This is a genomic window from Microbacterium sp. NPDC064942, assembly GCF_049545525.1.
GTDB classification, from domain to species: Bacteria; Actinomycetota; Actinomycetes; order Actinomycetales; family Microbacteriaceae; genus Microbacterium; species Microbacterium gawkjiense.
Genome location: NZ_JBMWDR010000001.1, coordinates 873,232 through 893,661 on the forward strand (window position 1 = coordinate 873,232; position 20,430 = coordinate 893,661).

The 20,430-nt window shown below is 70.6% G+C and carries 24 protein-coding genes; 14 read left to right on the plus strand and 10 right to left on the minus strand.

Annotated features, from left to right (window positions below; all coding sequences use genetic code 11):
- Nucleotides 1–65 precede the first annotated feature (65 nt).
- Nucleotides 66–257, plus strand: a complete 192-nt coding sequence (locus ACPEH2_RS04260; RefSeq protein ID WP_359917820.1) for a DUF4166 domain-containing protein — start codon at nt 66–68, stop codon at nt 255–257.
- Nucleotides 230–2,554: an NAD-dependent DNA ligase LigA gene (gene ligA, locus ACPEH2_RS04265; RefSeq protein ID WP_359917821.1), complete on the plus strand. Its 2,325-nt coding sequence runs from the start codon at nt 230–232 to the stop codon at nt 2,552–2,554. The genes ACPEH2_RS04260 and ligA overlap by 28 nt, the downstream gene beginning before the upstream one ends.
- A gap of 3 nt (nt 2,555–2,557) precedes the next feature.
- On the opposite strand, the gene ACPEH2_RS04270 is transcribed toward ligA, so the two are convergent.
- Nucleotides 2,558–4,258 carry a long-chain-fatty-acid--CoA ligase gene (locus ACPEH2_RS04270; RefSeq protein ID WP_359917823.1) on the minus strand — a complete coding sequence of 567 codons (1,701 nt, stop codon included), beginning with the start codon at nt 4,256–4,258 and terminating at the stop codon, nt 2,558–2,560.
- 67 nt (nt 4,259–4,325) lie between these two features.
- Here ACPEH2_RS04270 and gatC point away from each other — a divergent pair, with 67 nt between their 5' ends.
- The 6 genes from gatC (at nt 4,326) to ACPEH2_RS04300 (ending at nt 9,903) form a co-directional block, all read left to right on the plus strand.
- Entirely contained in the window at nt 4,326–4,625 is a 300-nt protein-coding gene (gatC, locus tag ACPEH2_RS04275) for an Asp-tRNA(Asn)/Glu-tRNA(Gln) amidotransferase subunit GatC (protein ID WP_251580976.1), read from the plus strand.
- Complete coding sequence (gene gatA, locus ACPEH2_RS04280; RefSeq protein WP_359917825.1) at nt 4,622–6,133, plus strand: Asp-tRNA(Asn)/Glu-tRNA(Gln) amidotransferase subunit GatA; 1,512 nt, start codon at nt 4,622–4,624, stop codon at nt 6,131–6,133. The genes gatC and gatA overlap by 4 nt, the downstream gene beginning before the upstream one ends.
- Nucleotides 6,133–7,647, plus strand: a complete 1,515-nt coding sequence (gatB, locus tag ACPEH2_RS04285; protein ID WP_423718296.1) for an Asp-tRNA(Asn)/Glu-tRNA(Gln) amidotransferase subunit GatB — start codon at nt 6,133–6,135, stop codon at nt 7,645–7,647. The genes gatA and gatB overlap by 1 nt, the downstream gene beginning before the upstream one ends.
- A gap of 65 nt (nt 7,648–7,712) precedes the next feature.
- Nucleotides 7,713–8,969, plus strand: a complete 1,257-nt coding sequence (dinB, locus tag ACPEH2_RS04290; RefSeq protein ID WP_253034418.1) for a DNA polymerase IV — start codon at nt 7,713–7,715, stop codon at nt 8,967–8,969.
- Nucleotides 8,970–9,026: 57 nt separating this feature from the next.
- Nucleotides 9,027–9,344 carry a hypothetical protein gene (locus ACPEH2_RS04295; RefSeq protein ID WP_064002474.1) on the plus strand — a complete coding sequence of 106 codons (318 nt, stop codon included), beginning with the start codon at nt 9,027–9,029 and terminating at the stop codon, nt 9,342–9,344.
- Entirely contained in the window at nt 9,328–9,903 is a 576-nt protein-coding gene (locus tag ACPEH2_RS04300) for a hypothetical protein (RefSeq protein WP_359917829.1), read from the plus strand. Before ACPEH2_RS04295 ends, ACPEH2_RS04300 begins: the two co-directional genes overlap by 17 nt.
- A 7-nt stretch (nt 9,904–9,910) precedes the next feature.
- Here the strand turns inward: ACPEH2_RS04300 and ACPEH2_RS04305 are convergent, their stop codons facing one another.
- The 3 genes from ACPEH2_RS04305 to ACPEH2_RS04315 are packed head-to-tail and all read right to left on the minus strand — an operon-like array spanning nt 9,911 to nt 11,029.
- Complete coding sequence (locus ACPEH2_RS04305) at nt 9,911–10,399, minus strand: DUF2017 family protein (RefSeq protein WP_359917831.1); 489 nt, start codon at nt 10,397–10,399, stop codon at nt 9,911–9,913.
- Nucleotides 10,396–10,686 (minus strand): ATP-dependent Clp protease adapter ClpS, encoded by a 291-nt coding sequence (clpS, locus tag ACPEH2_RS04310; RefSeq protein ID WP_064001993.1) that lies wholly within the window; start codon nt 10,684–10,686, stop codon nt 10,396–10,398. The genes ACPEH2_RS04305 and clpS overlap by 4 nt, the downstream gene beginning before the upstream one ends.
- A 1-nt stretch (nt 10,687) precedes the next feature.
- Complete coding sequence (locus ACPEH2_RS04315; RefSeq protein ID WP_064002475.1) at nt 10,688–11,029, minus strand: metallopeptidase family protein; 342 nt, start codon at nt 11,027–11,029, stop codon at nt 10,688–10,690.
- Nucleotides 11,030–11,242: 213 nt separating this feature from the next.
- On the opposite strand from ACPEH2_RS04315, the gene ACPEH2_RS04320 reads away from it, so the two are divergent.
- The 3 genes from ACPEH2_RS04320 (at nt 11,243) to ACPEH2_RS04330 (ending at nt 13,489) form a co-directional block, all read left to right on the plus strand.
- Complete coding sequence (locus tag ACPEH2_RS04320) at nt 11,243–11,527, plus strand: helix-turn-helix domain-containing protein (protein WP_177243847.1); 285 nt, start codon at nt 11,243–11,245, stop codon at nt 11,525–11,527.
- A gap of 74 nt (nt 11,528–11,601) precedes the next feature.
- Nucleotides 11,602–11,904 carry a hypothetical protein gene (locus tag ACPEH2_RS04325; protein ID WP_228545768.1) on the plus strand — a complete coding sequence of 101 codons (303 nt, stop codon included), beginning with the start codon at nt 11,602–11,604 and terminating at the stop codon, nt 11,902–11,904.
- Nucleotides 11,905–12,058: 154 nt separating this feature from the next.
- Nucleotides 12,059–13,489, plus strand: coding sequence for a sensor histidine kinase (locus ACPEH2_RS04330; RefSeq protein ID WP_359917834.1), 1,431 nt, complete (start codon nt 12,059–12,061; stop codon nt 13,487–13,489).
- 40 nt (nt 13,490–13,529) lie between these two features.
- Here ACPEH2_RS04330 and ACPEH2_RS04335 read toward each other — a convergent pair whose 3' ends face one another.
- The 3 genes from ACPEH2_RS04335 to ACPEH2_RS04345 all read right to left on the minus strand — a co-directional run bounded on the left by ACPEH2_RS04335 (nt 13,530) and on the right by ACPEH2_RS04345 (nt 15,481).
- Nucleotides 13,530–14,204 carry a response regulator transcription factor gene (locus ACPEH2_RS04335; RefSeq protein ID WP_033107200.1) on the minus strand — a complete coding sequence of 225 codons (675 nt, stop codon included), beginning with the start codon at nt 14,202–14,204 and terminating at the stop codon, nt 13,530–13,532.
- Nucleotides 14,205–14,244: 40 nt separating this feature from the next.
- The gene (locus ACPEH2_RS04340; protein WP_359917836.1) at nt 14,245–14,877 is read right to left on the minus strand and encodes a VTT domain-containing protein; all 633 of its coding nucleotides are present in this window, start codon (nt 14,875–14,877) and stop codon (nt 14,245–14,247) included.
- An 85-nt stretch (nt 14,878–14,962) separates the two neighbouring features.
- Nucleotides 14,963–15,481 (minus strand): PepSY domain-containing protein, encoded by a 519-nt coding sequence (locus ACPEH2_RS04345; protein ID WP_016465076.1) that lies wholly within the window; start codon nt 15,479–15,481, stop codon nt 14,963–14,965.
- Between the two features lie 197 nt (nt 15,482–15,678).
- On the opposite strand from ACPEH2_RS04345, the gene ACPEH2_RS04350 reads away from it, so the two are divergent.
- The gene (locus ACPEH2_RS04350) at nt 15,679–16,500 is read left to right on the plus strand and encodes a phosphatase PAP2 family protein (RefSeq protein ID WP_016465077.1); all 822 of its coding nucleotides are present in this window, start codon (nt 15,679–15,681) and stop codon (nt 16,498–16,500) included.
- Between the two features lie 394 nt (nt 16,501–16,894).
- Here ACPEH2_RS04350 and ACPEH2_RS04355 read toward each other — a convergent pair whose 3' ends face one another.
- From ACPEH2_RS04355 to ACPEH2_RS04365, 3 genes are read right to left on the minus strand one after another with little or no spacing between them, the layout of a single operon-like run.
- Nucleotides 16,895–18,355, minus strand: coding sequence for a multicopper oxidase family protein (locus tag ACPEH2_RS04355; RefSeq protein WP_016465078.1), 1,461 nt, complete (start codon nt 18,353–18,355; stop codon nt 16,895–16,897).
- Nucleotides 18,355–18,627, minus strand: a complete 273-nt coding sequence (locus tag ACPEH2_RS04360; protein WP_359917838.1) for an SHOCT domain-containing protein — start codon at nt 18,625–18,627, stop codon at nt 18,355–18,357. Before ACPEH2_RS04360 ends, ACPEH2_RS04355 begins: the two co-directional genes overlap by 1 nt.
- Before the next feature lie 43 nt (nt 18,628–18,670).
- Nucleotides 18,671–19,072 carry a DUF302 domain-containing protein gene (locus ACPEH2_RS04365; RefSeq protein ID WP_359917840.1) on the minus strand — a complete coding sequence of 134 codons (402 nt, stop codon included), beginning with the start codon at nt 19,070–19,072 and terminating at the stop codon, nt 18,671–18,673.
- 156 nt (nt 19,073–19,228) lie between these two features.
- Between ACPEH2_RS04365 and ACPEH2_RS04370 the strand changes: the two genes are divergently transcribed.
- Nucleotides 19,229–19,846, plus strand: coding sequence for a cytochrome c oxidase assembly protein (locus ACPEH2_RS04370; RefSeq protein ID WP_359917869.1), 618 nt, complete (start codon nt 19,229–19,231; stop codon nt 19,844–19,846).
- A 115-nt stretch (nt 19,847–19,961) separates the two neighbouring features.
- Nucleotides 19,962–20,150 carry a hypothetical protein gene (locus tag ACPEH2_RS04375; RefSeq protein WP_033107197.1) on the plus strand — a complete coding sequence of 63 codons (189 nt, stop codon included), beginning with the start codon at nt 19,962–19,964 and terminating at the stop codon, nt 20,148–20,150.
- Nucleotides 20,151–20,430 lie beyond the last annotated feature (280 nt).

The following is a 20,430-nucleotide window of genomic DNA, read 5'->3' on the forward strand; positions in this document are numbered from 1 at the left end:
CGCGCCGTGGGACCCGGCATCCGCTCGCTGCCTCCGGTGCTGCGACGCGCATCGCGGGGGTGGAGGTGCGGGAGACGGAGGACGGGAACGGCCGGCAGCGCGTCGACGTCCGACTGCGGATGCCGCTGCTCGGCGAGGTGTTCCGCTACTCCGGGACCTTCGTCTACCGCATCGTGCCGGACCGCGGAACGGTCCCGGTGGTGTCGCCGGCCCTCCCTACACTGTCGATGTGGCTGACGCAGAACTCCCCGAACTGACCCTCGATGAGGCCCGCGCAGAGGCCGCGCGGCTCACGGAGAAGATCCTCGGCGCGCGCGAGGCCTACTACGGGGGCGACGTCGGTCTGGTCGACGACGCCACCTACGACGGGTGGATGCAGCGGCTCGAAGCCATCGAGCGCGCGCACCCCGAGCTGCAGGGGCAGGATTCGCCGACGCAGACCGTCGGCGCGGCGGAGTCGTCGATGTTCGCTCCCGTCGAGCACGCCGAGCGGATGCTGAGCCTCGACAACGTCTTCTCGCCGGACGAACTGCGGGAGTGGTGCACGAAGGCCGAGGCCGCAGCGGGGCGCAAGGTGCGATGGCTGACGGAGCTCAAGATCGACGGGCTCGCCATCTCGCTGCGCTACGAGAACGGCGTGCTGACCTCGGCGGCGACCCGCGGCGACGGCCGCGTCGGGGAGGACGTCACGGTGAACGCGGTGCGCGTGGCCGGCATCCCGGAGCGGCTGTCGGGGGAGGGGCAACCCGCGCTCGTCGAGGTGCGGGGGGAGGTCTTCATCCCGGTGGCGGCGTTCGAGGACCTCAACGCGCTGCAGGCGCGTCTGCGCGACCGCGTCGTCGCCGACGCCGCCTCCCGTCCCCGCTACGACGAGGAGAAGGCGCAGAAGAGCGCGGCGCGACGCTTTCCGGCGTTCGCCAATCCGCGCAACGCCGCGAGCGGAGGTCTGCGCCAGCAGCTCGACAAGAAGTCGGGGCTCGAACTCGAAGCCGGCGAGGCCCGTCTCTCGTCCCTCCGCATGTACGTCCACGGCATCGGCGCGTGGCCCGACCCGCCCGTGTCCGCTCAGAGCGAGGTGTACGGTCTGCTCGCTGAATGGGGCCTGCCGGTCAGCCCGTATCCGCAGACGTTCGACGACGTCGACGGCGTCCTCGCCTTCGTGGCCGAGTACGGCGAGAAGCGCCACTCGGTCGCGCACGAACTCGACGGCATCGTCGTGAAAGTCGACGAGCTGTCCCTGCACGACGAGCTCGGCGCGACCAGCCGTGCCCCGCGCTGGGCGATCGCGTACAAGTACCCGCCCGAAGAGGTGCAGACGCGGCTCCTCGACATCATCGTGTCGGTCGGGCGCACCGGCCGCGCCACCCCGTACGCGCAGATGGCACCGGCGCTCGTCGCGGGCAGCGTCGTGCGCCAGGCGACCCTGCACAATCAGGACGTCGTCAAGGCGAAGGGCGTCCTGATCGGCGACATGGTGGTGCTCCGCAAGGCCGGGGACGTCATCCCCGAGGTGCTGGGCCCGGTCGCCGAACTCCGCGACGGGACGGAGCGCGCCTTCGTCATGCCGACGGCATGCCCGGAGTGCGGGTCGACCCTCGCGCCGGCCAAAGAGGGCGACATCGACCTCCGCTGCCCCAACACGCGCGGCTGCCCCGCGCAGGTCCGCGGGCGCGTCGAGCACATCGGCTCGCGCGGCGCGCTCGACATCGAGGCGCTCGGCGAGGTCACTGCAGCCGCGCTGACCCAGCCGATCGATCCGCAGCAGCCGGCGCTCGAGACCGAGGCGGGGCTGTTCGAGCTGACCCTGGAGCGGCTCGTGCCCATCGAGGTCATCGTTCGCGACGCCGAGACCGGCGAACCCCGGGTCGACGAGAGCACCGGCGAGATCGTCCGCCGCGCGCCGTTCCGCCGCAACCCCACCGCGGCGGAGAAGAAGGAGGGCCTCACGGGTCCGCAGCCGTCGGCGCAGGCCCTCACCCTCATCGACGAGCTCGAGAAGGCCAAGACGAAGGATCTGTGGCGCTTCCTCGTCGCGTTGAACATCCGCCACGTCGGACCCGTCGCCGCCCGCGCCCTGGCGCAGTACTTCGGGTCGCTCGACGCGATCCGGGCCGCCTCGCGCGACGAGCTCGCTGCGGTCGACGGTGTCGGCGGGATCATCGCCGACGCGCTCATCGACTGGTTCGCCGTCGACTGGCACGTCGAGATCGTCGACCGCTGGACCGCCGCGGGCGCGCGGCTGGCCACGCCCGGGCACCCGGGACCCGGCGCTGCGGCCGCGGCCGGAGGAGTGCTCGAGGGCATCACCGTCGTCGCGACGGGCTCGCTCGAGGGGTACACCCGCGAGGGCGCGCAGGAGGCCATCATGCAGGCGGGCGGCAAAGCGGCGTCGAGCGTCTCGAAGAAGACGGACTTCGTCGCCGCCGGGCCCGGTGCGGGATCGAAGCTCGCGAAGGCCGAGGCCCTCGGCATCCGGATCATCGACGCCGCGCAGTTCCACGTCCTCGTCACCGAGGGTCCGGCCGCGCTCGGCGACGCTCCCGCCGCGGAGTGACGCTCAGGCGTCCTTCGCGAGGAGCGCGTCGCGCACCTGTCGGCGCAGGACCTTGCCGATGAGCGAGCGCGGCAGCTCGTCGACCGTCTCGATCCGCTTCGGCACCTTGTAGGGCGTCAGCCGGGTGCGGGCGAACGCGCGGACGTCCTCGACGTCGACTTCGCTCATCCCCGGGGCGGGGATCACGACGGCGACGACCTGCTCGCCGCTGTGCGCGTCGGGGAGACCGACGACGGCGGCATCCGCCACCTGCGGGTGCTGTCGGAGCGTGGCCTCGACCTCGGAGGGCGACACGTTGAAGCCGCCGGTGACGATCAGCTCCTTGAGGCGGTCGACCACGCGGAAGAAGCCGTCGGCGTCGCGCTCGACGATATCGCCGGTGCGGAACCAGCCGTCGACGAGCACCTTCTCGGTCTCCTCCGGCTTACCGTAGTACCCCGAGAACACCTGCGGTCCCCGCACCACGAGTTCGCCCGGCTCGCCGTCGCCGAGGACACGCGACGGGTTGTCGGGGTCGACGACCCGCGCGTCCGTTCCTGGGATCGGGATGCCGATGGTGCCCGCCTTCCGGTTGTCGGCGGGCGGGTTGACCATGAGGACGGGGGAGCACTCGCTCAGGCCGTAACCCTCGATGAGGTAACCGCCGGTGGCCTCCTCGAACGGCTCGACGAGGGCAGGGGAAAGGGCCATCGCCCCCGAGACACCGATCCGGATGCCGCGGATCGACGCGCCGCGTTCGCGTGCCCGCGCGAGCAGCCGCTCGGCGATGGGAGGGACGAGCGGGAGGACGGTGGGCGGGTGCTTCTTGATCGCATCGATCACCATGTCGGCGTCGAACTTGGGGAAGAGCACGAGACGCGCCCCCATCGACATGGCGAAGGTGAGGCAGAGGGTGAGCCCGTAGGCGTGGAACATCGGCAGGACGGCGTAGAAGACGCATCCGTCCCCGCGCTGCACGGCCGGGATGAACGCTTGGCTTTGCCGGGCGTTGGCGAGCAGGTTGCGGTGCGTCAGCATCGCCCCCTTCGGCGTCCCCGTCGTCCCCGAGGTGTACTGCAGGACCGCGAGGTCGTCGGTCTGCGGACCGGGGTGGGATGCCGCCAGGGCGGGCGTCCTCACGAGGTCGTCCCACGACAGCGCACCGCGCGCCGGCGAGGTCAACGCGGCACGCGATTCCCGCGCCTTCTTCACGGGCAGCCGCAGCGCGAGGCGCGTGTGCAGGGGCAGCGCCCGCGTGACGTCGACGGCGATGAGCGCCTCGACGCGGAGGTCCGCGGGGAAATCCTGCACGGTCGGCGCGACCTTGTCCCACACGATGGCGTGCCGCGCGCCGTGGTCCTGGAACTGCGCCCGCAGCTCCCGCAGGGTGTAGAGCGGGTTGTGCTCGACGACGACCGCACCCAGTCGCAGGACGGCATAGAACGCGATGATGTGCTGCGGGCAGTTGGGGAGGACGATCGCGACCCGGTCGCCCTTGTTCACCCCGAGATCGCGCAGCCCCGCGGCCGCCCGGTCCACGGCGTCGTGCAGGGCCGCGTAGGTCGTCTCGCGGCCGAAGAACTGGAGGGCGGGCGCGTCCGGGTAGTCGCGGGCGGACTCATCGAGCAGATCCATCAACGACCCGTCGATGGGCGGCAGGTCGAGGGGGACGCCGTCACCGTACGAGGAGAGCCACGGGCGATCGGCGGAGGGCGAATCGGTCACGCCCCCAGCCTAGGGCGCGGGTCGGCGCGGGCTCGGGAGGGCGACCGGGCCGAACTAGACTGTCGGGGTGTCTGAAATCACCCCCGATCTCGTGCGCCATCTCGGCGTGCTCGCCCGGATCCAGCTGAGCGACGAGGAGGTGGAGCGGCTCACCGGCCAGCTCGACGCGATCGTCGACAACATCGCCAAGGTGTCCGAAGTCGCCACCCCCGAGGTCGCCGCGACGAGCCACCCGATCCCGCTGCGCAACGTCTTCCGTCCCGATGTCCCCGGCGACATGCTGACCGTCGACGAAGTGCTCCAGAACGCACCGGATGCCGCCGACGGCCGGTTCCGCGTGACCGCGATCCTGGGGGAGGAGCAGTGAGCGACATCCTGAAGCTGACCGCCGCCGACCTCTCCGCGAAGCTGCGTTCCGGCGAGCTCTCGAGCGTCGAGGCCATCCAGGCCCACCTCGACCGCATCGCCGCCGTCGACGGCGACGTGCACGCCTTCCTCCACGTCTCCGACCACGCGGTCGAGGTCGCGGCCGACATCGACCGCCGCCGCGCTGCCGGCGAGGAGCTCGGCGAACTGGCCGGCGTGCCCCTGGCGATCAAGGACGTCCTCGTGACGACCGACATGCCCTCCACGAGCGGTTCGAAGATCCTCGAGGGCTACATGTCGCCCTACGACGCGACCGTCGTCGCACGGTCCCGGGCGGCGGGCCTCGTCCCGCTCGGCAAGACCAACATGGACGAGTTCGCGATGGGCTCGTCGACCGAGCACTCGGCGTACGGCCCGACCCGCAACCCGTGGGACCTCGATCGGATCCCCGGCGGCTCCGGCGGCGGTTCGGCCGCTGCGGTCGCCGCCTTCGAAGCACCGCTCGCGCTCGGTTCCGACACGGGCGGCTCGATCCGCCAGCCCGCGCACGTCACCGGCACCGTCGGTATGAAGCCCACATACGGCGGTGTGAGCCGCTACGGCGCGATCGCCCTCGCCTCGAGCCTCGACCAGGTCGGTCCCGTCTCGCGCACCGTCCTCGACTCGGCGCTCCTGCACGACGTCATCGGCGGGCACGACCGGCACGACGCGACGTCGCTGACCGACGCCTGGCCGTCGTTCGCCGCCGCCGCCCGCGAGGGCGCGACCGGCGAGGTCCTCAAGGGTCTGAAGGTCGGCATCATCCGCGAGCTCGACGACTCCGGCTTCCAGTCCGGCGTGTCGGCATCCTTCCGCGCGTCCCTCGCCGCGATGGAGGCCGCCGGCGCCGAGATCGTCGAGATCAGCGCACCGCACTTCGAGTACGGCGTCGCCGCGTACTACCTGATCCTCCCGGCGGAGGCGTCCAGCAACCTGGCGAAGTTCGACTCGGTCCGTTTCGGGATGCGGGTGAACGTGCCCGGCGGCACCGTCGAGGACGTCATGGCCGCCACGCGCGACGCCGGCTTCGGCGACGAGGTCAAGCGCCGCGTCATCCTCGGCACCTACGCGCTCTCGGCGGGCTACTACGACGCCTACTACGGCAGCGCGCAGAAGGTCCGCACCCTCATCCAGCGCGACTTCGACGAGGCGTTCGCGCAGGTCGACGTCATCGCGACGCCGTCCGCGCCGACGACCGCGTTCCGCCTGGGCGAGCAGCTTCACGACCCGCTGCAGATGTACCTCAACGACGTCACGACCATCCCGGTCAACCTCGCCGGCGTCCCCGGCATCTCGATCCCCTCGGGCCTCGCGGAAGAGGACGGGTTGCCCGTCGGCATCCAGTTCGTCGCTCCCGCCCGCGAGGACGCGCGACTGTACCGCGTGGGGGCGGCGCTCGAGGCGCTGCTCGTCGACAGCTGGGGCGGTCCGATCCTGGACCGCGCCCCGATCCTCGGAGGAGCCCGCTGATGGCCAAGGACGCGCTGATGGACTTCGACACCGCGCTCGAGCTGTTCGAGCCCGTCCTCGGATTCGAGGTCCACGTCGAGCTCAACACCGAGACCAAGATGTTCTCGCCCGCCGGCAACCCCGCGAACGAGGCGAACCACGATGCGGCACCCAACACGCTCGTCGCGCCCGTCGACATGGGTCTGCCGGGGTCGCTGCCGGTCGTGAACGAGACCGGCGTGCGGTACTCGATCAGCCTGGGCCTCGCCCTCGGCTGCTCGATCGCGCCGTCGTCCCGGTTCGCGCGGAAGAACTACTTCTACCCGGACCTCGGCAAGAACTACCAGATCTCGCAGTACGACGAGCCCATCGCCTTCGAGGGCAGCGTCGAGATCGAGCTCGAGGGCGGCGATGTGGTCGTCGTGCCGATCGAGCGCGCGCACATGGAGGAGGATGCCGGCAAGCTCACCCACATGGGCGGCGCGACCGGTCGCATCCAGGGCGCCGAGTACTCGCTCGTCGACTACAACCGCGCCGGCGTGCCCCTCGTCGAGATCGTCACCAAGCCGATCTTCGGCACGGAGCACCGCGCACCCGAGGTCGCCAAGGCCTACGTCGCCGCGATTCGCGACATCGTGCGCTCGCTCGGCATCTCCGAGGCCCGCATGGAGCGCGGCAACCTCCGCTGCGACGCGAACGTCTCGCTGCGCCCGCGCGGACAGGAGAAGCTCGGCACCCGCACCGAGACGAAGAACGTCAACTCGATGCGCTCGGTCGAGCGCGCCGTGCGCTACGAGATCCAGCGGCAGGCCGCGATCCTCGCCGCCGGCGGCACCATCACGCAGGAGACGCGGCACTGGCACGAGGACACCGGGCGCACCTCGCCGGGTCGTCCCAAGTCGGATGCCGACGACTACCGCTACTTCCCCGAGCCCGACCTTCTCCCCGTCGAGCCGTCCGCAGAGCTGATCGAAGAGCTCCGCGCGGCGCTCCCCGAGGCTCCGGCGGTGTACCGGCGCCGGCTGAAGGCGGAGTGGGGGTTCACTGACCTCGAGTTCCAGGACGTCGCGAACGGCGGGCTGCTCGCCGAGGTCGAGGCGACGATCGCCGCCGGCGCGTCACCGGCATCCGCCCGCAAGTGGTGGACGGGCGAGATCACCCGCATCGCGAACGCGCAGGGCACCGAGCCCGCCGCCCTCATGTCGCCGGAGTCGGTGGCGCAGCTGCAGAAGCTGGTGGATGCCGGCACCCTCACCGACAAGCTGGCCCGCCAGGTCCTGGAAGGCGTCATCGCGGGGGAGGGCACGCCCCAGGAGGTCGTCGACGCCCGCGGTCTCGCCGTGGTCTCGGACGACGGGGCGCTCATCGCCGCGATCGACGAGGCCCTCGCCGCCCAGCCCGACGTGCTGGCGAAGATCCAGGACGGCAAGGTCCAGGCGGCCGGCGCCGTCATCGGTGCGGTCATGAAGGCGATGAAGGGCCAGGCGGATGCCGCCCGTGTCCGCGAGCTCATCCTGGAGCGCGCCGGCCAGTGACGCCGTGACGATGCCGTCGGCCCCGGATCCGTACCGGTGTCGGCGGCATCGTCGACAATGGACGTATGGGACGCGGTGACGGGACGGGGCGGATCGTCTCGCCCGACGGCGCCGACGACACCGGCACCCGCATCCTCCACGTCGACATGGACGCGTTCTACGCGTCGGTCGAGGTCCTCTACGACCCGTCCCTGGCAGGCAAGCCGCTCATCGTCGGCGGCATGGAGGGGCGCGGCGTCGTCTCGAGCGCCTCGTACGAGGCCCGGCGCTTCGGCGTGCGCTCCGCCATGTCGGTCGGGCGCGCCCTGCAGCTGTGCCCGCAGGCGATCGTCGTCGTGCCGCGGTTCGAGCGCTACTCGGAGCTGTCGAAGAAGGTCATGGCGATCTTCCGCGACGTCACCCCGCTCGTGGAGCCGCTCTCGATCGACGAGGCGTTCCTCGATGTGAGCGGCGCGCGCCGGCTGTGGGGGAGTCCCGGCGAGATCGCCCGCATGGTCCGACGTCGCGTGCTCGACGAGACGGGACTGACGTGCAGCATCGGCGTCGCCGCCACGAAGCACGTCGCCAAGATCGCCTCGACCGTCTCGAAACCCGACGGGCTCCTCATCGTCAGTGAGCCGGAGACTCAGGCGTTCCTCGCGGCGCGCCCTGTGGGCGCGCTGTGGGGCGTGGGACCGAAAGCTGCCGAGGCGCTCGAGGCCCGCGGCATCCGGATGGTGTCGGACATCCTGAACACGCCCCGGGGCGTCCTCGACCGGGCGCTGGGACCGGCGATGGGGGCCCGGGTGTCGCAGCTGGCCCGCGGGATCGATCCGCGGTCCGTCCAGACCGAGCACACCGAGAAGAGCGTGGGTCACGAGGAGACCTTCCTCGAGGACGTGTCCGACGTCGCGACGCTGCGGAGCGAGTTCCGGCGGTTGTCGGACCGGGTCGCGAGCCGCCTCCGCGCGGGCGGGTGGGAGGCCCGCACGATCGCGGTGAAGGTGCGGTTCTCCGACTTCACGACGCTGTCGCGGTCGGTGAGCGTCCCCGAGCCCACCAACGTCGGCCAACGGATCGGCGACGTCGCCCTCGACCTCTTCTCGAAGATCGATCTCGTGCAACCCGTGCGCCTCATCGGCGTGCGCGGCGAGAAGCTGACCGCCGACGGCGTGGGCGGCCTCGCACTGTGGGACGACGATGCCGAGTGGCGCCGCGTCGACGCCGCACTCGACGACGCGCGCTCGCGCTTCGGGCGCGGCGCCGTGACGAGGGCGAGCACACTCGGCCCCAGACGCGACGTCAATGCGCTGCCGACCAACCCGCGACCGGTGCAGGAGTGAGGACGCGTCACGCGCAAGCCCCTGTGCGTGGTGATGCGACCGGCTAGCGTGGTCGTCATGGCCAACCTCCCTCTCGAACTCGGCAAGCAATTCGCGTCCCTCGGTGTCACGAGCGTCTACGGCGAGCAGCAGGACGTCGACGGCATCCGGCTCATCCCCGTCGCCCTCACCTGGTCGGGCTTCGGCGCGGGGGAGGACCCCAACGGCGGCGGCGGCGGTGGCGGAGGTGCCGCGATCCCGGTCGGCGCCTACATCCGCAAGGGCGACGACCTGCGGTTCGAGCCGAACCTCGTCTCGCTCCTCGCGGTCGGGATCCCTTTCGTGTGGGTCGCCGGACGGGCGCTCAGCCGCGTCATCCGTGCCCTCACCCGCTGATCCCTCCCTCACCACTGCGGCAGCGGCGGGGATCGAGCGGGTCGCCGACGCGGTGACCGCGGCGTCCGGCGTCCCGGTCGTCGTCCTGATCGACGGACGCTCGGGTGCCGGCAAATCGACCTTCGCCGACACGCTGGCCGGGCGGTTCCCGGATGCGGCCGTCGTGCGGCTCGACGACGTCTACCCGGGGTGGGACGGACTGCGGGCGGCGACCGACATCGTGCACGAGCGGGTCCTGACGCCGCTCCGGCGCGGTGAGCCCGCCCGGTGGCCGCTCTGGGACTGGTCCCGCGACAGACCGTCGGGACGTCACGCGACGGTCGAGCCCGCCCCGGTGGTCATCGTCGAAGGAGCCGGCGTCCTCACCGCGGCATCCGCCGTTCTCGCGGACGTCACGGTCTGGCTGGAGGCACCGGATGCCGCGCGCAAGGCGCGCGCCCTCGCCCGCGACGGCGATGCCTATCGCCCGCACTGGGAGCGGTGGGCGACGCAGGAGGATGCGCACCTGCGCGAGAACCGACCGGCGGAGCTCGCGCGGATCGTCGTCGCCCTGCCCTGATCCTCCGTCAATCGTCGAGGGCGCGGACGAGCACGTCGAGTCGGTACCCGACCCACTCGTACACCCCGAAGCGGGGATCCCCGTCGCCGTCGTGGTCTTCGCCGGTGACGCCGAGCCGCTCCGCGAGCACGAGCCGCAGCGCGGCGAGGGTCCGCAGCCAGGCGCCGGCGACCTCCGGCGTCAGCTCGACGACCAGCGCGTCCTCGGCCTGGGTGCGGTCGAGCTCCGCAGGGGCCAGGTCGCGTCCGTCCCGGCGCAGCGACGCGCGCACCACCCCGGCATCCGTCAGCCGTCGCTCCAGGATGTCGTCCTGCGTGAGGCGGCGGAACTCCGCGGCCGCGTCGGCGTCGTCGCGGTAGGCATCGGGGACGAGCCGGCGGACGGCGGGATCGCGAGCGTCCCGCTCGGCCACGACCTCTTCGAACTGCGCGAGGAGGTCCGACAGGTGCGCCGCCTCGAGCAGCGTGAGCTCGAGGCTCACCCGCCGGCCGGTCACGATCCCGCCTCGCGCACGGTCGCCCAGAGTCCGTAGTCGTGCATCGCCTGCGCGTGGAGTTCCATCTGCTCCCGCGACCCTTCGGCCACGACGGCGTGCCCGTCGTGGTGGACCGCCAGCATCAACCTGTGCGCCTTCTCACGGGAGTACCCGAAGTACTCGCGGAAGACGTGGACGACGTAGCTCATGAGGTTCACCGGGTCGTTCCAGACGACCGTCTGCCAGGGACCCGAGGTGGATGCCTGCAGGTCGACCTGTTCGTCGAGGTCGGGACTCGCGATGCTCATGTCACGCCCATCCCAGTTCGTGCAGTCGTGTGTCGTCGATCCCGTAGAAGTGGGCGATCTCGTGCACGAGCGTCGTGTGCACCTCGTCGCGGAGTTGATCGAGGTCGTCGCACGCATCCAGGTGCGGCTCGCGGTAGACGATGATGCGGTCGGGGAGATCTCCCATTCCGTACCGGTCGCGCTCGGTCAGGGCGAGGCCGTCGTACAGTCCGAGCAGATCGAGGGATCCGTCCTCGGGGCGGTCCTCGACGACGAAGACGACGTTGTCGAGACCGGCGACCATCTCATCGGGCAGGGCGTCGAGTTCGGACGCCACGAGGTCCTCGAAGGCCTCGGCATCCATCTCGATCACGATCGCGCCTCATGAGGGGAAAGCATGGGGTGCCTGGGTAGCACGTTCGGCAACTCCTCCCCGAAGACGAAGACCCTAGTCAACCGCATGAATCGTGGTGTGTACGAGGTCTCGCGGCGTCCCCTGAGTAGCGCTCCGAGGGACGATCGGGGGCCAGTCGTAAGGACTGTCGAGACGGCTCAAACTTTTCTGACCGCTGCTGAGGTGGACGCTCTCGTGGGCGACTACCTGGCCGGGATGGGCGTCAAGCACCTCGCGGAGCGGTACGGAATCCATCGTGCCACGGTGTTCTCCCACCTCCGTCGTCGCAACGTACCGAGCCGTCGGCCCGGGCTCGGCATTGATGAGAAAGCGGAGGCCGTGCGCCTTGCGCGAGCGGGAGTCTCGATGCGGGCGATCGGTCGCCGGATGGGTGTCCACCGCACGGCCGTGCGAGCGGCGCTGGTCGAGGCTGGGCTCATCATGGACGACGCCAGCGACGGTTCATAACGCACCTCCGCGCCGCTGATCCCCCAGGGCTGTCGGCGCACGTCGTCGGTGACGAACGCCGAGAGGAACCGACGATGCCGAGCTTGAGTGAACTGGCGACCGACGAACGAACGGCGCGAATGGCGCGGTCTATGCTCGTCGAACCCAACGATCCGGTGATGGGCCGCATCCTGGCTCGCCTCGGAGCTGTTGAGCCGCTCGCCGAACGCGATGGAGCGGTGGTGCGCCTCGCCGTGGATGCGCAGGTCTGGCGCGCCCGTTTCAGCGCACCGGAGGCGAAGGACGTGGCTATGAGCATCGCCCAGGTTCAGCAGTCTGACGTCCGAGCGCCGTCTCGATCGTCGACGCCGATTCGGGACCGGATGAGCTGGACCTAGCCGCAACCGACTACGAGGTGCCCGCGTCCATTGGCTGAGCGGCACGGCGGACCGCTGCCGATCCGGGCCGACCTGGCCACCTGAGAGCGCTCTCAGGCGCGAGCACACCGCTGAATCGGCTGGGATATCGTTCGGCCATGGCAAGGGCGGAGCGATGAATCACGGCACCAGCACGAGCTCGTCTCGCGCGCCGGAGCCGCTGCGCGGCGTCATCGGGGTTCGAGCCCGAGCAGCGCTGGCCGCCACCATCATCGTCGCCGTCGCGCTCGCGCTGGGTTCGGCGGCGCTCGTACTGCTGCTGCGGCGCTCGTTGAGCGCGAGTGTCGAGGCGTCGGTGCAGGACCGCGTCGAGGAGGTCTTCGTCGAGCTCGAGGCGATCCCGGCTGGAACGAGCGCCGACGCGCTGGCGCGGTCGCTAGGGTCGACCGCGCAGAGCGCGTCGCGCCAGGGCACGGTCGTGCAGATCCTCACCGCCGACGGCGACGTGGCGAGCCAGTCGGCCGACCTGGAAGGTGAGCCTGCGCTCGGCCAGCCCCTCGACCCCGCCGACGGGATCGTCTGGGACGATGCGACGCTGCCGGTGGAGGAGGAAGAGGCGTACCGAGTCGCGCGCGCCGCCATCGGGACGCCGACCGGGACGTACACCGTCCTCGTCGCGCAGTCGCTCGAGTCGGTGGACGAGAGCACGGCCGCAGTGCTGCCGCTGCTGGCGATCGGCTACCCCATCCTTGTGCTCGTCGTCGCTGTCTCGACGTACTGGCTCGTTGGTCGCTCGCTGCAGCCGGTGGAGGCCATCCGTGCGAAGGTGGCCGCGATCGGCGGACGGCAGTTGACCGAGCGCGTGCCCGTCCCCGCGGCGCAGGACGAGATCGGCCGGCTGGCCGTGACGATGAATGGGATGCTGGGGCGGCTGGAGGCGGCTCAGCTCTCGCAGCGGCGGTTCGTCGCCGACGCCAGCCACGAGCTGCGCAGCCCGATCGCCACGATCAAGGCGATGGGGGAGACGGTCGTCGCCCATCCCGACGGGGCGCTCTCTGGGACCGCCGCGGAGGCTTTCGTCGAGGAGGCGACACGGATGGAGCGGCTCGTGAACGGGCTGCTGCTGCTCGCCCGAGCTGACGAGCGGGGGCTCGCCCGAGAGCAGCATGACGTCGACCTCGACGATCTGCTCGCGGCCGAGCGCGACCGCATCCGCTCCACCACCGCCTTGACGGTCGAGGCGAGGATCGAGGCGGTGCGCGTCTCTGGGTCGTCGCCTCAGCTGGCCCAGGCCGTCCGGAACCTCGTCGACAATGCCGTGCGGCACGCGCGCGAGGTGGTGGCGCTGAGTGTGCGAGCCGAGGCCGGCATTGCCGTCATCGAAGTGCGCGACGACGGGCCGGGCATCCCCGCCGCCGACCGGGAGCGCGTGTTCGACCGCTTCGTGCGGCTGGACGAGAGCAGGGCCCGCGACGAGGGCGGCACCGGACTCGGCCTCGCGATCGTCAAGGAGATCGTGCTCGCTCACGGCGACAAGGTCGAGGTCGTCGACAGCGGCACCGGAGCTGCGCTGCGCGTCACGCTGCCGCGGCAGCGCGAGGCGTGACGCCGGGCGTGACGACGCGGACGGACCCGGACTCGAGAGGTCAGTCCCGAGCTATGAGTCGATAGCCGACACCGCGCACCGTCCTGATCGATGTGCGTCCGAACGGCTGGTCAATCTTCTTCCTCAGGTAGCCGATGTAGACCTCCACCACGTTGTGGTCGCCCTCGTAGGCCGCGTCCCAGACCGCCTCCACGATCTGCGTCTTCGTGGCGACCTCGCCGGGGTGCCGCATCAAGAACTCGAGCAGCCCGAACTCCCGCGGCGTGAGCGCGATCTCCGTCCCGCCGCGCTCGACGCGGTGGCGCACCGGATCCAGCGAAAGGTCGCCCACGCTGAGCGCGACCGGCCGCTCCGGCGCGCCGCGGCGCACGAGCGCTCGCAGCCTCGCGACGAGCACGATGAACGAGCACGGCTTGATCAGGTAGTCGTCGGCACCCAGGTCGAAGGCATCCGCCTGGTCGTATTCTCCGTCCTTCGCCGTCAGCATCAGCACGGGCGTCCAGATGCCGGCTGCGCGCATGCCCTCGCACACCTTGTAGCCGTTGAGGCCCGGCAGCATGATGTCCAGCACCACGACGTCGTACTGCTGCTCCTTGGCCTTCCACAGTCCGTCGATGCCGTTGTCGGCCCAGTCGACGCTGAACGCCTCGGCGATCAGCCCGTGTCGGACCGCCTCGGCCAGCCGTCGTTCGTCCTCCACAAGCAGCACCCGCATGCGTTCCATTGTGACTGCCGCGCTCCACTCCCGTGGTCGTTCAGTCCGCGTCGCGCAGGCGTGCCGCTCGGCGAGCGCGCACCACCTCGATCACCAGCGGGACGACAGAGATCGCGACGACCGCAAGGGCGATGGCGTCGACGTTGTGCGCGACCCGCGCCACGCCGCCGAGCCACCGCCCGGCGAGCACGGCGATCGCGACCCACGCGACCGCCCCGAGCACGTTCCAGAGGACGAAGGTGCGGTACGGCAGGCGGGACATTCCCACGACCGGTGGAACGAAGGTGCGCGCGATCGGCACGAAGCGAGCCAGCACGAGCGCTCTCGCGCCGTGCTTGAGGAAGAACGCGTCCGCCTGCTCGAGATATGAGGACTTGAGGATCCTCGCGTCAGGCGAGAACAGCCGCCGACCGTAGCGCCGACCCAGCAGGTAGCCGATCTGATCGCCGGCAATGGCTGCGGCCGCCGCGACGACCAGCACGAGCGGGATGGGAAGGCCGAGCTGCGGGCTCAGCAGTCCGGCGGCGAACAGCAGGCTGTCGCCCGGCAGGAAGGGGAACAGCAGTCCCGTCTCGACGAAGATGATGGCGGCGAGGGCGAGCAGCACCCACGGCCCTGCTCCGGTGAGGAGCGAGACCGGGTCGAGCAGGCCTGCGAGGAAGACGTCGGGCACGTGTGATTCTCCTGATTCATCGGACTGACGCTGAGCGTGCGACAGCGCCGGCGGAGCGCGTTGCTCCGCCGGCGGTGGTCGGGGGTCAGGTGTTGGGGTCTTCGGCGCCGTTCTCGCCCGTCTCGTCCTGCTGCTCGGTGCCGTTCTCGGTGGCCTCGTCGGTGCACTCGGGCTCGTCAGCCTCCTGCGCGAGCACGCTCGCGTCGCCGGCGTCGACCTTGACCTCGATCACGGAGCCGTCGGCCGCGGTCACCTGGACCTCGTAGACGACGTAGCCGTTCTCGTCCTCGAGCGTCGCGTCGCCGGCGGTGCCGGGCACCGCTGCGAGCGCTGCTGCCGTCGCCTCCTCGGGCGTGACCGTGGCGAGGCTCTGCAGGCTCGCGGCCTCGTCGGCCTCGGACAGCTCCGTGTCGGTGCCGTCGGGGGAGGTCGCGTCCTGCGGCGCCTGCACGGTGCCCGTGTACGACGGTTCCTGCTCGTCGGTCGCCGAGGACGACGGCTGCGTGCTGTCGGGGTTCGCCGCCATGGCGAGGCCGGCTCCACCGAAGGCGAGCGTCGTGGCGATGATGCCGGTCACGGCTGCCTTCTTCTTGAGGTTCTTCATGGTGTGCTCCTGTTCGGTTTCCGAACCCTTGCCGGTCCGGGCCGACCCGGTGATCGAGTCGATGTGATGAGACTCCCGGTCCGGCACTGTGGCGACTCTGAGACCACCTGAGAGCGCTCTCAGGTGCGAGCGCCGCAGGCGTGCTCGATCGGGAACGCCGTGCCAGGATCGCTCCAGGCCGGCGGACAGGAGCATCGATGCAGCGGGATCGCGAGGACCCGAAGCAGACGGGTCCCGACGCGGAAGTCGAGGTCGAGCGCCACCTGGGCACGAAGGATCTGACCCGTTGGCCGTCGCGCGCCGGCCGGGTCGGCGCTTTGATGGTCCACCGCCTGAGCGAGCTGCTCGGGCCTCACGCGGCTCTCGTCCTCATCCTGGCGGTCGGCGCGGTGGTCGCAGCGCTCGCGACGCTCGCGGCGGCCTGGGTCTACGACGCGGTGACAGAATCCGACGGCGTCGCAGGCTTGGACCGTCCGGCGTTCGTGACGGTTAGGTCGCCGTGGCTCGATACGGCGGTGACGTGGTACACGAACATCGGCGGCGTGATCGTGATGCCGATCATCGCCGTGCTCGCCATCGTCGTGCTGACGCTGCGTCGCCGCAACTGGGCGCCGGTTCTGATCATCGGGGCCGCGGGCGTGGGATCGCTGCTGATGACGGTCGTCGGCAAGGGACTCGTCGCGCGGGTGCGGCCGGGGTTCAACGACGCCGTGCCACCGTTCGAGCATTCGCCCTCGTTCCCAAGTGGGCACACGCTCAACGCCACAGCGATTGCGGGCGCGATCGCCTACATGCTGCTCCTGCGGCAGTCGAGCCGTGTCGTCCAGGTCGCGACCATCGCCGTGGCCGTGGTGTTCGCCGTCAGCATCGGCATCAGCCGCATCTACCTCGGCCACCACTGGTTCACCGACGTGCTCGTCGCATGGATGTTGGGAGTGGGCTGGCTCGCGGTCGTCATCACCGCGCACCGGCTCTATCTCACCGCGCGGCATCGACAGCAGACAGCCCTTGCGACGTAGCGCTCGCGCACCCGTTCGGCCTGCTCGGGCGTCAGCTTGCAGGGGATGTATGCTGAAGTGCCCGCGTCCGTCGTCGGGTAACGAAGAAGGCGCGGATTGCGCGCCCGTCGTCATCGTGGCCGAGTTGTGCAGCCAGTTCGGCGGGGGGTCATGGGCATGGCATGCGCTGAGGGTACCCCGCGAAGGGCTGCACGCTCGAGAGCTGGCCTCGGTGCCCTGTAAGCGTGCTGGGCAGGCGCTGATGAGGGAGCCCACGCAAGTGACTGATTGGAGAGTGGGGACGGAAATAGGTCCGTCGCCCACCGGACTTGAACTGGTCGAACGCTCCGGCTATCGATCGACTCGTCGTCTTCGGTGAGGTAGCGAACCTCGGTGTCCAGCAGCTGGCCGCCGCTCATGCAGCCTTGACCGTTCCCATCATCCCTAGGTCCTCGTGATCGAGGATGTGGCAGTGGTAGACCGTGAGGCCCGTGAACCGTGCGAAGTCGATGCGCACCACGACCGAGCCCTGAGCCGGGACGTTCACGACGTCCCGCCACTGGGTGCCGTCGATCGCCGATCCGTTCACCTGGATCAGCTGCATCGGCCAGACGTGCAGGTGGAACGGATGATCCATCGGCGTGGGGTTGCGGATCGTCCACTCCTCCACGGTCTCCGCGCCGACGCGCAGATCGATGCGCCCCGCGTCGAATGCGCGCCCGTCGAAACCCAGGGCCATCATCCCGCCCTGCTGCGGCATGCCCATCCCCATGGTCATGGTGAAGGAGATCTCGCGCAGCGCGTCGGGAGTGCGGGAGCGCAGGTCGGCGTCGGGCGCGCGCGGGGGCACGGCGGGCAGCACCGCGGCGTCGGGCCCGCGAACTTCGACGAAGGCGAGCAGCGCCGGGCCGGAGGAGCTGCCCCCGCCGGCCATCATCCCGCCCATCATGGCGGCGCCCCGGTCGTAGCCGAGTGTGCGCAGCTGGGCACTTCCGGCCTGCATCGTCACCAGGAGATCCGCCCTGTTGCCGGGAGCCAGCAGGACCTCATCGACGGCGCGGGGCCGCGGTTCGTGCCCGGAGTCGATGCCCAGGAGCTCCAGCCGCTGACCAGGCAGCGCGAGTCGGAGGTAGCGCGCCGTGCAGGCATTGACGATCCGCCAGCGCTCCCGCTCCCGCGGCCGCGCGACGATCTCGGGCAGCAGTTGACCGTTGACCATCAGGAAGTCGCCCTCCCGGCCCATCATGCGATCTGCCTCCGAAGCGGCAGCGACGGCTCCGCCGGCGAACGAGATGTCCGAGATCACGAGCACCCGCTCGCGGGCGACCGGGAGCGCGTCGCCTTCGACCACGATGGCACCGAAGAGGCCGCCGAAGATCTGATCGGCGACGTTGCCGTGGTGGTGGGGGTGATACCAGAACACGCCGCTGGGGTGGTCGGGAGGAAGGTCGAAGCGGTAATCGAACACCTCGCCGGGTGCGAGGCTGATGAGGGGATTGTCTCCGTTCCCTGTCGGGGAGACGTGGAGCCCATGCGTGTGGAGATTGGTCGGCTCGCGAAGACGGTTCTCGAGGCGGACCTCGATGCGGTCGCCCGGGCGCACGCGCCACGTCGAGGCCGGGACGCTGCCGTTGTAGCCGAGCACGAGCGCCCTGCGGCCGGCTATCTCGTTCTCGTGCTCCGCGGCGACCAGCTCGGTGCGGAGCACGCCCCCGCGGCTTCGCAGCGAGCTCGGCTCGGCCAGCGGCCCGGAGGGCGTTGCATCGGGCGAGGTCCAGGGCAGACCCGTGCTGCTGAGCCCGAGCCCACCGACTACCACGCCCGCGGCGCCGCAGGCGCCCAGCAGCAGAGCCTGGCGGCGGGTGATCGGCTCCATCAAGGAGCGTCGCGCAGGCGTGCGACTCGCTCGTCGTACTCAGCGTGGTCGATCTCGCCACGCGCGTAGCGCTCGTCGAGAATGGCGCGCGCCGATCCGCCTCGCGGCTCCGGTGGCCGGTGGCCTCCGCGGTTCAGACCGCCGGTCGCGAGCCGCACCGTCAGGACGACGAGCGCCGCGATGCCCGCGATCATCAAGAGCAGGAACACCCACCCCATTCCGGGGCCCATGCCGCCCCAGTTGCCCATGCCGCTCCAGTTGCCCATCAACATGCTTCGACCTCCCCGTTCTCGTGCTTAAGGCGCAGTCGCGCCGTCACTCGTTGCCGCTGCCGACTTCGGCCAGCGCTGCGCCCAGGCGGTCCGCCGCTTCGTCTGCGACCGCTCGCAGCGCCTCCGTCCCGGTGACGCCGACCATGACCTTCGGGTCGAGCGCCTCGACGACCGACGTACCGTCGCCGGCGTCGCGCACCGTGACGTTGCAGGGGAGTAGCAGTCCGATGGACTCCTCCGCCTGGAGCGCGCGGAGCGCGAGCGGAGGATTGCATGCGCCCAGGATCACCTGCGGGGGCATGTCGACATCGAGCTTCGCCTTGAGCGTCGCCGCCATGTCGATCTCGGTCAGCACGCCGAATCCCTGCGTGGCGAGCGCCGCGCGGATCGCGGTGACCGTTTCGTCGAAGGGGAGGGCGACTGTCGTGGTGATGCCGTAGCTCATGACTTGCTCCAAGCGACTCGGGGCGGGCGGGAGTCGGCCGAAGGCTTGTGCCGGCACGATCCGCGGTCCCCGCTGATGCATCCAACTATACCCCCAGGAGTATTCGAGAACAAGAGTGGATGAGCGAGGGCGGCGCCCGCCGACCCGCGTCTGTCCATCCAGGCGAGAGGCGACACGCGAGCCGTCACCGCAGCGTGTCTCAATGCCGGCGGACTGTGGCAGATCTATTCGACACCCCTGGTCGGCTGGATGCAGTCCGGTTCGCTGGTGCACGTGGCGGTCCACGCCCACCTGCTCCTCGCGGGCTACCTCCTGACGACCGCGGCCATCGGCCTCGACTCGACACCGCATCGAGCGCCTCACCTCATCACCGCAGTCGCACCCCTCGCCACGATGGCGTCGCACAGCATCCTCGCCAAGACGCTCTTCGCCACTCCTCCCGACCTGTATGCCGTCGGTGACGTGCAGCCGGCGCGCAGCTCACGTACTACGCGGGCAGCTGATCGAGGCCGCGATCGTGGCGCTCTTCTGCGCGCGCTGGTACCGAGAAGCCGGACGTCATGCGTCCCGCCGGCGGCCCGGCGGCGTGGCGGTAAGCCAAGTGCGCTGAGCTCCCCGGCGGAGGGAGCCGTCACCGGAGCGGCAGGACGCCGCGGCCCGGACCGGCGATCGAGTCGCTTCAAAGAGACCGCGTCGTACCGGCGCATGCCGCGCCATCGCTCTCCGATTCGCGGTGGAGCGTCTTGGACGTGGTGTCGGAGCCGGGAGTGTTAAGGACGTCCGGACGAGCGCAGAATGCCTCGGGCGCCATGGGGATCTGAGCGTCCGCCGATAGCCAGGATCCGTACCCGTGCAACCCTGGGCGCATGTCGATGCCGTCCCCCATTGCATGCCGCGCGCCGCGCGAGCCGAGGCGGGGGAGCTGCTGCCGTATGACGTCGCGTGGAATGCCGCCGGCGGGCTACTGCTCCTCGCCGGCGTCGCCTGGACGATCGCGCTGGCGCGCCGCGGACACCGCGCAGCATCCGCACCGCCAGCCGGAGCGGATGCGGTGACGGCATCGGATCGTGGCCGATGAACTGATCCTGCTCGGCCGCGCTGGCGGGCCGATCTGCACGCGAGCTCGCCGCGGCGTTGGCGCGAGTGCGTCTCGGCGCACTGCGCCGGAGCCCTCGTCATCGGAACCGACGGCCCACGACACGTCCTCGACGACTAGCAATCGGCGAGGCAGCACGAGGGGGCGGCTGAAGCCTGCGCTCTAGCTGTACTGACCCGGATCGTTGTTGACGTAGGAGAAGCCTCCGGTGTCGAGTTGGAGCTGTCTAGTTCTGCAGCTCGAACACACGGAGGCTTCTCGT